Annotated in this window: 10 protein-coding genes, 1 pseudogene and 1 riboswitch; of the genes and pseudogenes, 6 read left to right on the forward strand and 5 right to left on the reverse strand. The window is 42.4% G+C overall.

Translation table 11 applies throughout. The features are described from left to right. Positions 1–110, reverse strand: a pseudogene (locus B4H32_RS05245) (DUF2804 domain-containing protein); the annotation flags it as partial. Between the two features lie 214 nt (positions 111–324). Between B4H32_RS05245 and B4H32_RS05250 the strand changes: the two are divergent. Then, on the forward strand, positions 325–2,106 hold the full coding sequence (locus tag B4H32_RS05250) for a bifunctional metallophosphatase/5'-nucleotidase (protein WP_004683098.1): 1,782 nt from the start codon (positions 325–327) through the stop codon (positions 2,104–2,106). Positions 2,107–2,155: 49 nt separating this feature from the next. Here B4H32_RS05250 and B4H32_RS05255 read toward each other — a convergent pair whose 3' ends face one another. From B4H32_RS05255 to B4H32_RS05265, 3 genes are read right to left on the reverse strand one after another with little or no spacing between them, the layout of a single operon-like run. Next, entirely contained in the window at positions 2,156–2,668 is a 513-nt protein-coding gene (locus B4H32_RS05255; RefSeq protein ID WP_004683100.1) for a DUF1543 domain-containing protein, read from the reverse strand. A gap of 9 nt (positions 2,669–2,677) precedes the next feature. Then, complete coding sequence (gene trpB, locus B4H32_RS05260) at positions 2,678–3,922, reverse strand: tryptophan synthase subunit beta (protein ID WP_286800536.1); 1,245 nt, start codon at positions 3,920–3,922, stop codon at positions 2,678–2,680. Next, a complete protein-coding gene (locus B4H32_RS05265; protein WP_286800538.1) occupies positions 3,903–4,562 on the reverse strand; it encodes a phosphoribosylanthranilate isomerase in 660 nt (219 codons plus the stop codon). The genes trpB and B4H32_RS05265 overlap by 20 nt, the downstream gene beginning before the upstream one ends. A 161-nt stretch (positions 4,563–4,723) precedes the next feature. Further along, positions 4,724–4,935: riboswitch (cobalamin riboswitch) on the forward strand. Positions 4,936–4,970: 35 nt separating this feature from the next. On the opposite strand from B4H32_RS05265, the gene B4H32_RS05270 reads away from it, so the two are divergent. The 3 genes from B4H32_RS05270 to B4H32_RS05280 all read left to right on the forward strand — a co-directional run bounded on the left by B4H32_RS05270 (position 4,971) and on the right by B4H32_RS05280 (position 8,286). Then, positions 4,971–6,854, forward strand: coding sequence for a TonB-dependent receptor plug domain-containing protein (locus tag B4H32_RS05270; protein WP_286800542.1), 1,884 nt, complete (start codon positions 4,971–4,973; stop codon positions 6,852–6,854). 102 nt (positions 6,855–6,956) lie between these two features. After that, positions 6,957–7,544 (forward strand): cob(I)yrinic acid a,c-diamide adenosyltransferase, encoded by a 588-nt coding sequence (locus tag B4H32_RS05275; RefSeq protein WP_286800549.1) that lies wholly within the window; start codon positions 6,957–6,959, stop codon positions 7,542–7,544. 22 nt (positions 7,545–7,566) lie between these two features. Beyond that, positions 7,567–8,286, forward strand: coding sequence for a glycerophosphodiester phosphodiesterase (locus B4H32_RS05280; RefSeq protein WP_004757205.1), 720 nt, complete (start codon positions 7,567–7,569; stop codon positions 8,284–8,286). 64 nt (positions 8,287–8,350) lie between these two features. Here B4H32_RS05280 and B4H32_RS05285 read toward each other — a convergent pair whose 3' ends face one another. Further along, positions 8,351–8,878 carry an META domain-containing protein gene (locus B4H32_RS05285; protein ID WP_004757203.1) on the reverse strand — a complete coding sequence of 176 codons (528 nt, stop codon included), beginning with the start codon at positions 8,876–8,878 and terminating at the stop codon, positions 8,351–8,353. A gap of 212 nt (positions 8,879–9,090) precedes the next feature. On the opposite strand from B4H32_RS05285, the gene B4H32_RS05290 reads away from it, so the two are divergent. Together B4H32_RS05290 and B4H32_RS05295 are read left to right on the forward strand one after the other, a co-directional pair. Beyond that, positions 9,091–10,260, forward strand: coding sequence for an acyl-CoA desaturase (locus B4H32_RS05290; RefSeq protein ID WP_004683110.1), 1,170 nt, complete (start codon positions 9,091–9,093; stop codon positions 10,258–10,260). Between the two features lie 136 nt (positions 10,261–10,396). Further along, positions 10,397–10,916 (forward strand): protein adenylyltransferase SelO family protein (locus tag B4H32_RS05295; protein WP_286800562.1); only part of this gene is annotated, 520 nt, incomplete at its 3' end.

Genomic DNA, 10,916 nt, shown 5'->3' on the forward strand with positions numbered 1-10,916 from the left:
AATACCTGACCATAAGGGGTTTTATAAATATAGTCATCTAAATTAATACGTGATGGAACGTGTTCGAATCGTCCATAACGAGGTTGACCATTTGTTTGTATCAAATCCATTGTCGATTTCCATGATTGCGTCATTGCATCTATTGCCGTCATAAAGTCCAAGCTCTATGATTTCTCAAACATTATCTCGAACCATCAAAATTACTCAAATAAGTTCAGACTAATGCGAGTGAGCAGCAAGAGGTATTTTAGCTTAATATTTCATCAAATATTCATACTCAAGTTTTATTTTAAAAAACAATCTTAAACCACTCGATCAAAAAACATGACTCTACATCCATTATTAAAAGTCAACGCGTTGGGATTCATAGTATTAGCACTGACAGCATGTAACGACAACGATGATCAAAATAGTTCTGCAACCCAACCAGAACGACAAAATCAAAGTATTAATATTTTAGCTTTCAATGATTTTCACGGTAATTTAGAACCACCAAAACGTTTTATTGAGGCTGAAGACCCCACTGACACGAATAAATCGGTACGAATTCCTGTAGGTGGTGTCAGTTATTTTGCAGATGCAATCAATAAACTCCGTGCTCAATATCCTAACAATGCCGTGGTATCTGCGGGTGATTTAATTAGTGCCTCACCACTTACCTCATCCCTATTCTTGGATGAACCGACCATTGAAACCATGAATGAAATCAAAATTGATTTTAACGCGGTTGGTAATCATGAATTTGATCGTGGAACTGATGAATTACGTCGTTTGCAAAATGGTGGTTGTCAGCAATATACCACCACTAAACCTTGTCAAATTAACAAAGATTTCGCTGGTGCAAAATTTAACTTTTTAGCAGCAAATGTCTCTTTGAAAGCTGATCCCAAAAGAACACTATTTCCTGCATATAAAATTAAGCGCTATGGCAATATCCCTGTTGCGTTTATTGGTTTGACCTTAGAAGCAACACCAACAATTGTCTCAGCGGCAGGTATCAAAGATGTTGATTTTCATGATGAAGCCGAGACTGTCAATTCACTTATACCTGAGTTAAAAAAGCAAGGGGTTGAAGCAATTGTCGTAGTGGTACATGAGGGTGTAGCGCCAAGTACTAAATTTAATGCGAAAACCTGCGCAGGTTTAAGTGGACCTTTGACTGGAATATTAGATCGTTTAGATACTGCGGTTGATGTCGTGGTTTCAGGACACACCCACCAGTCTTATATCTGTGACTATTCAACCTTAAACCCACAAAAACCATTTCTATTGACCTCAGCAGGACAATACGGCACAGCAATTACCAACATTAAACTTGAGCTCGATGGTAAAACTGGGGATGTCATCAAGAAAGATGCTCAACAAGTACCAATTCAAAGCGAAGCATATACGTCTGGAACGACTACGGTTAACTTGACTAACTTATATGAAAAATTTAACAAGACACCAAGTATCGAAGCGATTCTGGATAAATATCGTCAAGCTGTAACTACAATTTCTGCACGTATCGTAGGCACTGCGACCACAGTCATTAATCGAAATGCAGCTGAAAGTGGTGAAACCGCTTTAGGTAATTTAATTGCAGATGCCCAACAGGCAGCAGCTTTAACTGCAAGCAATCAAGGCTCTGATTTCACATTAATGAATCCAGGTGGGGTACGTGCTGACCTTCAAACCAACAGTAATAATCAAATTACTTTTGGAGATGTATTTGCAGTACAACCTTTTGGTAATTCGATTGTCACTTTAAGTCTGACAGGCCAACAAATCCGTGAACTATTAGAACAACAATGGTCTGGGGCAAATGCTAATCGACCGCGTATATTACAACCATCTAAAGAGCTGAGTTATGCTTATAAAAAAGATGCAACTGCTGTCCCACGTGCTACTCAAATTATGATTTCTGGGCAGGCTTTAATGGATAGCAAATCTTATCGAGTCACCGTAAATAGTTTTATTGCAGATGGTGGCGATAACTTTACTGTACTGTCAAAAGGAACCAATCGTGTAGGTGGTGGACAAGACATTGATGCATTAGAAAAATACATCAACCAAAATTCACCTGTTCAAGCACCTGAAACCAACCGTATTAAAGTTATTCAGTAGTTCACATAAAAAATGGGGAAGCTTTCGCCTCCCCATTTTTTTATGATATTTAATCAATTGGAAGATAAGTATTTTGCCAAGTTATCGGCTTAAACAGACCTTTCACTAAATGCACATAACGCCCTGCAACATGATCGATTGGGATACAATCATCCACCTCAATAACACGGTCAGTATGTGGTTTACCCCACTCTGGTGGAATCAACTGCTTCGCAATCTGTTTAGCATGAGTAGTATTTGTAGCAACCACCAAGTGATAACGATGTAACTCGCCAAATTGATTTGCTGAATATCCGCCGAGATTGATCAAATATAACTTTTGCTCGTCTACTGCTGGGGCAGCAAGCGCGAAGTGAATTTGATAATCTACACCTTGCGTCTGAACTCCAGAAAACTGAGCCCAAGCGTCAATATGTAAACCCTTCAACTCACCAAACCAAGCTTGTTTCAGTTGAGGAATGATCTCCTGCACATCATCACCGATTGCCATAACCACATCATGGACTTCGGTAATGGCTTTAGCATGTCGACCACCCAACATGACCATAAACAAACTTGGCATGAGGTTGACTTACATTTCAACCATTTCGACGCCATCAATACGGGCTACCGTCATTAAATCTTTATCACCACGACCTGAAACTGTGGCAATAATGATCTGGTCTTTCGACATGGTTGGGGCAAGCTTGCTGACATAGGCCATCGCATGTGAACTTTCAAGTGCAGGAATAATCCCTTCAATCTGTGTTAAATCACGGAAGCCTTGTAGTGCTTCATCATCTTTAATTGGCACATATTTAACTCGATGCATATCTTTTAAGAAGCTATGCTCTGGACCAACACCTGGATAATCCAAACCTGCTGAAATACTATGGGTTTCAATAATTTGACCTTGCTCATCCGACATGAGGTAAGTACGGTTACCATGTAATACACCCACATGACCTGCATTCAATGGTGCAGAGTGCTTGCCTGTTTCAATACCATAGCCTGCGGCTTCAACACCGTACATTTTCACATCCTGATCATTCAGGAATGGATAGAACAGACCCATCGCATTTGAGCCACCGCCAACACAAGCCACCAAGGCATCAGGTAAACGTCCTGCCTGCTCCTGAATCTGGCGGCGCGCTTCACGGCCAATAATCGACTGGAAATCACGCACCAACTGCGGATATGGATGTGGACCAGCAACCGTACCAATCACATAGTAAGTGCTATCAACATTGGTGACCCAGTCACGCATTGCTTCGTTCATGGCATCTTTCAATGTTTTTGAACCACTTTGCACAGGCACAACAGTCGCGCCAAGCAAACGCATGCGATATACATTCATCGCCTGACGTTTTACGTCTTCAGCACCCATGTACACCACGCACTCCATACCCAAACGCGCTGCAATGGTTGCGGTCGCAACGCCATGCTGCCCTGCGCCTGTTTCAGCAATAATACGTTTTTTACCAGAAAGCTTTGCCAAGAGTGCCTGACCAATGGTGTTGTTGACCTTGTGTGAACCCGTATGGTTCAGGTCTTCACGCTTGAGGTAAATCTGCGCACCGCCGAGATGCTGTGACCATCTTTCAGCATGATAAAGTGGGCTAGGACGACCAACATAGTACGCAAGATCACGGTCAAACTCAGCCAGAAACTGAGCATCATTTTTCATACGACCATAAAGACTTTCCAAGTCTTCAAGTGCAGCCATCAGCGTTTCTGATACAAAACGCCCACCATGAATCCCGAAATGCCCCTGAGCATCTGGAAACTGGGTGTAGTCAATCGCCTGATTTTGTTGACTAAGGTTTTGCTGATCCACGTTGGACTCCTTGCATAAATTTTTCAATGAGTTGTTGGTCTTTTATACCTTTTGCGGACTCTACGCCTCCGCTGACATCCACAGCAAAAGCTGCTGTAGTATCAATAGCGTCACTCACATTTTCAGGGGTTAATCCGCCTGCCAAAATCAGTGGAATATCGAGTCGGGGAAATTGGTTCCAGTCGAAACTGTGTCCCGTGCCACCTTTCAGCTCAGGATGCCACGCATCAAGTAGAACCGCACTGGCTCCAACAGCTTGATAGCGCTGAATTTCAGCCACCACATCCATATCTGGTTGAACCTGTATAGCCTTATACCAACGGCGTTTGCATTGTGCCGCAATCTGCTGGCATTGTTCAGGACTTTCATCACCGTGTAGTTGTAATACATCTAGCGGAACTGAATCAAGTACGCTTTGTATTTCTTCTGCACTCGCATTTACAAACAGGCCAACCAGTTGCACATAAGGTGGAACCAGCTTTGCTAGAACCTGTGCCTGCTCAATGCTGACATGGCGCGGGCTTGGTGGGAAGAATACAAAACCGATTGCATCCGCACCTGCCTCAACCACAGACTGGATATCCTGTGCGCGGGTAATTCCACAAATCTTGGCACGCGTCCGCCGTTGTATCTGCTGCATGTGCAATCCAACTTTAAGTAAAGATTTTAGAATATGGATATTGTAATGCAAAACTCAATCAATCGGATAACTGTGCAAAATAATATGTAATTCGCCCCCCACCCTTATAAAGAGCTACTTTTTGTTCATACCTTGTAAGTTGTGTATACCCGCTTTATACTTTGCACCATCTTGCAACAAGTCCAAAGCAAATTCCTTTGCTTATAGGGAAGTTGGTGTGACTCCAACACTGCCCTCGCAACGGTAACACCGAATCACTGATCTTAGCCGAGCGCCAAATCACTGCATCGTTTGATGTGGGAAGATGATCAGCACATCATCCGCATGATGATTATAGTGAAGTCCGGAGACCTGCTTGTTGCTACTTTCCACATTAACATTCACGATGGGTGAATGTCTGGAGCGCACATGTCTATTTCTTTCCAGCCAACACGCTTAGTTGGCGCTATCGCTATTGCGATGGGGTTTACTTCAGTCGCCTTTGCCCAGGATCAGTCAACGGATAAAACCGTTTCACTTGATACCATTGTGGTCACCGCATCAAAATCACCTGAATCCATTAAAAATGTGCCTGCACGCATTAATGTCATTGATGATAAAACCATTCATCAAAACCCAATTTCCAACCTGTCTGACTTGATTCAGTTGGACCCGTCCATTTATGTAAAACAATCAGGTGGTATGGGGCAGCTTTCCGAAGTTTCGCTACGGGGTACAACACCTGCACAAACACTGGTGTTACAAGATGGTGCGCGTCTGAATAATCAAAACAACCTTTCACCATTATTCGCCGCTTTCCTGGATACCTCACATATTCAACAGGTCGAAATATTAAAAGGTCCTGCATCAGTACAATATGGCAGTGATGCAATTGGTGGTGTGATCAATATGGTCACTGCCCCGCCAAGTAAGACTGGTGCACAACTTACTGGAATTTATGGTGAAAATAACACCTATAAAACCGTGTTGAATGCAGACTATGTTGACGCATCTGGTTTCTATGCACAGGCTGGTGGACAACGTCTGGAGTCTGATGGAACATCCATTCTGGATATTCAGGATAAAAGTGAAAAAGCCAGCTTTGACCAAAAAGGTTACTATGCCAAATTTGGTTACTATCAAAAAGACCAAATTGACAGCAGTGTTGAAATCAATCAAAACCAGGGCAGAAGTATTTATTACAACTTTAACGCGGGTTTAAATAATGCAGTTCGTGACTTTAAAAATCAGGTCATCAATGCCAAAGCCTCTTATGCCTTAAATTCCGACCTTACTGTAAATGCCCGTTATTCCAATACAAAAGATCAGCAATATGTTCCAAATGACAGCTCTTACTATAATACTGAAAGTAATGAGGGTGATTTAAACCTGAAATGGGGCTTCCTGCCTCACCAGAATGTTTTGTTTGGCGTGAACTATCTTGACTCGGAATATGAAACACCAAGTATCACCGATCAAAAACAAAGTGTTGATACTGTCGGATATTACTTACAACATCAATATCAGGACAATGGCATCAGTACACAGGCAGGTATCCGTGTAGAGGATAATGAACGCTTTGGAACACATACTGTCGGTCAGGCGGCTGTTCGTTATCAACTACTTCCTTTGACCAGTGTATATGCCAACATCGGTACTGCATTCCGTGCGCCATCATTGAATGAATTATATACACAATGGGGTGGCAACACAGAACTCAAGCCAGAAGAAAGTACCTCTTATGAAATTGGCCTTGATCAACAGTTGAACTATGGTTTAAGTGCAGGCCTATCTGCATATTATACTGAAATTGACAACCTGATTAGCTCGACCTGTATTGCAACCTGTAATGGCGACTGGGTGACAACATTTCCTGTTTATCAAAATATCAATATTGATAAAGCAAAAATCACAGGCGGTGAGTTTAATCTAAAATGGTCAAACGACATATATTATGTCAACACCCAATATGCTTATGCACGTAGTATCAATGATAAAACAGATCGTGACATTGCCTATCGCCCTCGTCAACGTTTAACCTTAACTGCTGGTTATGAGTATGAAAATGTTGGAATCAATGCTTCGGTGATTGCACGTTCAAAAGCCAATTCCAGCCATACCAATAGCGACAATCAGGTTGCTGGCGTTGCAACAGTTGATTTAAATGCGTACTGGAATATCAATCCAAATGTTAAGGTCTTTACCAATATTCAAAATATCGGTGATGTCCGTAATCAGCAAGTATATAACTTCGGTTCCTGGTACATCAACGGTGGTCGCCAGGCTTCTGCGGGTGTCACATTCCGTTATTAATCGTGTGCTAAAACAATAAAAATATTTCCTTAACTCCAGTTTCGGGATAATGTTCTGACCGGCATTATCCCCTTTTTATTTTAGGCCAAGAGCAACAGAACTATGGGACATCGTTTAAGCAAGATTTATACACGCACTGGCGATTCAGGCACAACGGGTTTAGGAGATGGTTCACGGGTTGCCAAGGATGATTTACGCATCACTGCACTGGGTGATGTGGATGAACTGAACGCGACCATTGGTGTACTCCGCGCACAAATCACTGCCAGCCAAATTGCAGATAAAGGCCACTGGGACAAAAGCCTGAGCCTGATTCAACACTGGCTGTTCGATTTAGGCGGTGAGGTCTGTATTCCCAACTACCATTTACTTCAACCCGTTTGTATTGAATTTCTTGAAAAAGAAATTGACCGTATGAATGAAAGTCTGCCAATGCTGAAAGATTTTATCCTCCCATCAGGCACTTTGGCCTGTAGTTATGCGCATCAGGCGCGTGCTGTCTGCCGTCGTGCTGAGCGTGCCCTGATGTCGGTGCATACACGCGATCAAAATATTCAGGCAACCGCTTTACAATTACTCAATCGTTTATCAGACTGGCTGTTTGTGGCTTCACGCAGTTTACAGCGTGCCGAGGGTGGTAGCGAAGTGCTGTGGCAGAAGAATATCAATGACAGTATTGATCCAGCATAAAGATGGTTTAGGTAGAAAATAAATGCGAATTATTGGTCATCGTGGGGCACGTGGAGAAGCGCCTGAAAATACGCTGGGTGGTTTTCGTTATTTGCATGATCTAGGGGTACGAGCTGTCGAGTTTGACGTGCGGCAACTACAGGATGGTCAGTTAATTGTCATCCATGATGATAATTTTCAGCGTACCACAGGCCGTTCACAGCATGTGGAAAGTTGTGATTTGGCTACTGCACAGCAGTTTGACCATCGCCATCAATGGCAGGCTTGGGAAAATGAAGAATACACCCCACATTTAACCGATGTGATGGCATGTTTAACCGAGTTTGAACACATTGAAGTTGAAATCAAGGCCGTTGCAGATGAAGCAGCGGCTGAACGCCTGATCTTAAGCCTGCATAATGAACTCAAGGGCTTTGAAAAGAACGCAACCATTACCAGCTTTGATGTGAAGATTTTAACCGCCTTACAGCAACATCACAGCCATTTTAAACGTGGCTTGCTGGTTGAAATTCCACTTGGTGAATATGCGATTGAACTGGCCCAGCAATATGGATGCTGCCAGATTGGCTGGAAAGACCAACTGGCAACCGATGAAATCATTAAACTTACTCACCAAGCAAAACTTGATATTAGTGTCTGGACTGTAAATGATGTGGAACGGGCGAAGCATTTACAGCAGTTAGGATTACAAGGCTTAATCACCGATGTACCAAGCACCATGCTCAGATCTTTGTGCTTGTAAAAATCGCTGTATAAACAATTAAAATATGGGATTGGGGCGAATACATCACCCCTTGTTCTACGATTCATCTTTTAGTTTGTGCCTGAATCAGACGCTGCCCTTTAGCATCAAGCAGATATAAATTTGCACCATCAAACTGGAAACGCTCAACCCGCTGAATGAGATCCATCAAATCTGCTTCCTGCGCCAAAGCCTTAGGGCAACTATCGTGTCCAGCCATAACATCAAAATCAAGTTTCTGCTGGGCAAAGTCATATGTATAACGACCATAAATAGCGTTACAGCCTGTATGACCAGAGACAGTCTTTGTCACCGAGTTAAGCAGGAAACTCGGATACTGGTTAAAAAACAATGCACGCCTATTCTGAACGGTCATAATTTGCCATTCAATGTCCTGCACACCATCGCTACTTTTACGAACCTGCATTGCAGGAGGCTGAACCACACGTTTCGGTTGCAAGGTGGTTTTCTGCACTGTTTTGGGTTGACTCTGGCAGGCAGCCACCATCACAACAGCCGACAGAATCAAAGTTTTATGAAAAAAAGATTTCATGGAAAAAATCGGATTTTTCATGGTAATTTGCTCACACATTGATTTGTTTCACCTTTTAATCAATATACCAGTTAGGCAAGCGGAATTCTATTACGGTTCTTTCAGTACAACTGTAGAATAATGCTAGTGTTCATTTATCTGGGCGTGCTAATATCAATAATAAAATAGCAATATATCGTTGTGATTGGTTTTGCTATCTCGTTTAGTTTTATTATCTTGTACAAACAAGGTTACTAGGAGCGCTGACGGATATGACTTCCGCCCCACTCAAAAAAGCACCCATTAACTGGACTGCTAGCATTACCTTAATTGGAACACCAATTCTTGCGATTATTCTAATCCCTTTATACGCTTATTATTATGATTTTAGTGTAAGTGCCTGGGTCAGTTTATTTTTTCTTTTGGCATTAAGCAGCCTGGGAATTACAGCAGGTTATCACCGTCTTTGGGCACACCGTGCCTATGAGGCCGCTTTACCACTTAAAATCCTGTTGATGATTGGCGGTACTTTCGCTGTCCAGAACAGTATCCTGTTTTGGGCTTCAGGCCACCGCACCCATCACCGTCATGTTGATGATGTCGATCAGGATCCGTATTCAATCAAACGTGGTTTCTGGTATGCACATCTGGGCTGGATGATTCGCGACCACTCACCCTCTGAACCTGATTACAAAAATGCACCTGACTTAATCAATGACAAGCTGGTGATGTTCCAGCATAAATACTATGTGCCAATGGTCATTGCAGTTCATGTGGGCTTATTGGGTGGTGTTGGCTGGGCAGTCGGCGATGTTTGGGGTGTCGTTCTACTGGGTGGTTTACTACGTCTGATCATTAGCCATCATGTCACCTTCTTCATTAACTCTTTATGTCATATGTGGGGTAAACGCCCTTATACTGACGAAAATACCGCACGTGATAATTTTATCCTAGCGATTCTCACTTGGGGTGAGGGATATCATAACTACCATCACATTTTCCAGTACGACTACCGTAATGGGGTAAAATGGTGGCAATACGACCCTACAAAATGGTTAATTTGGACGAGTGCAAAGTTAGGCTTAGCAAAAAATTTACGTCGTATTCCAAGCTTTAATATCCAGAAAGCTGAACTTGCGATGAAGTTTAAATATGCTGAACAAGATCTCGCGATTTATGGTCATGATGTCAATACTGACATCTTGCAAATGAAACAACGTATTGCTCAAGAATATGAAGCTTTTACATTAACTCTAAACGATTGGGCGAAGTTAAAAGAGCAAGAGCTACAAGCAAAAAAAGCAGCAATGGCCGAAAAAATCCATCAAATGGATCATAAGCTTAAGGTTGATTTCCAGTTGCTTGAACATCGTCTTGCTCACCATCGTGAATGTTTGGAAACATTGATGCGTAACATCAAAAAAGCGCCTGTTTCAGAATAAAAAATACTCAATAAAATGGTCTCTTTAGAGGCCATTTTTTATGCCTATTTAAATATTCAGTTCATGACCACAATTCACTATTTTAGACCTATCTTTGCTATAGTCATCATTCAGCTTCTTGCCATGATATTGACCTATGCATTTCAATCCTCGCTATTCATCTCTCAATTCAAAGCTCTATCATCAGCAACAACCAAGTCCTTTACGTGGCGCAAAAGCTGGTCACTTTAATGAAGCGTTAGCCGATGAATTGCAATGGAATGAAGAGGATAAAGCCAATTGGGTTGAGATTTGTAGTGGGCAAAAAACCTTTGCTGAATTCACTCCATTAGCGATGGTGTATGCAGGTCATCAATTTGGTCAATGGGCAGGTCAATTAGGTGATGGGCGTGGTTTATTGATTGGACAAATTCTCAATCGGCAGGGACAAACTATTGATCTTCATCTTAAGGGTGCGGGTTCAACCCCCTACTCTCGTATGGGGGATGGTCGTGCGGTATTGCGTTCGGTGATTCGTGAATATCTGGCTGGACATGCACTGAATGCTCTTGGCGTAGCATCTAGCCATGCCGTTGGTTTCACCACATCTACACAAGGTGTACAACGTGAAACTTTAGAACTTGGTGCAATGTTATTACGCACGTCTGAATGTCATA

Source organism: Acinetobacter sp. UBA2063 (assembly GCF_002333245.1).
GTDB lineage: Bacteria > Pseudomonadota > Gammaproteobacteria > Pseudomonadales > Moraxellaceae > Acinetobacter > Acinetobacter parvus.

What these genes read in the sequence shown, in the direction of transcription:
- B4H32_RS05250 (WP_004683098.1), top strand. Translation starts at nt 325, where the DNA reads ATGACTCTACATCCATTATTAAAAGTCAACGCGTTGGGATTCATAGTA.
- B4H32_RS05255 (WP_004683100.1), bottom strand. Translation starts at nt 2,668, where the DNA reads ATGCCAAGTTTGTTTATGGTCATGTTGGGTGGTCGACATGCTAAAGCC.
- B4H32_RS05265 (WP_286800538.1), bottom strand. Translation starts at nt 4,562, where the DNA reads ATGCAGCAGATACAACGGCGGACGCGTGCCAAGATTTGTGGAATTACC.
- B4H32_RS05270 (WP_286800542.1), top strand. Translation starts at nt 4,971, where the DNA reads ATGTCTATTTCTTTCCAGCCAACACGCTTAGTTGGCGCTATCGCTATT.
- B4H32_RS05275 (WP_286800549.1), top strand. Translation starts at nt 6,957, where the DNA reads ATGGGACATCGTTTAAGCAAGATTTATACACGCACTGGCGATTCAGGC.
- B4H32_RS05280 (WP_004757205.1), top strand. Translation starts at nt 7,567, where the DNA reads ATGCGAATTATTGGTCATCGTGGGGCACGTGGAGAAGCGCCTGAAAAT.
- B4H32_RS05285 (WP_004757203.1), bottom strand. Translation starts at nt 8,878, where the DNA reads ATGTGTGAGCAAATTACCATGAAAAATCCGATTTTTTCCATGAAATCT.
- B4H32_RS05290 (WP_004683110.1), top strand. Translation starts at nt 9,091, where the DNA reads ATGACTTCCGCCCCACTCAAAAAAGCACCCATTAACTGGACTGCTAGC.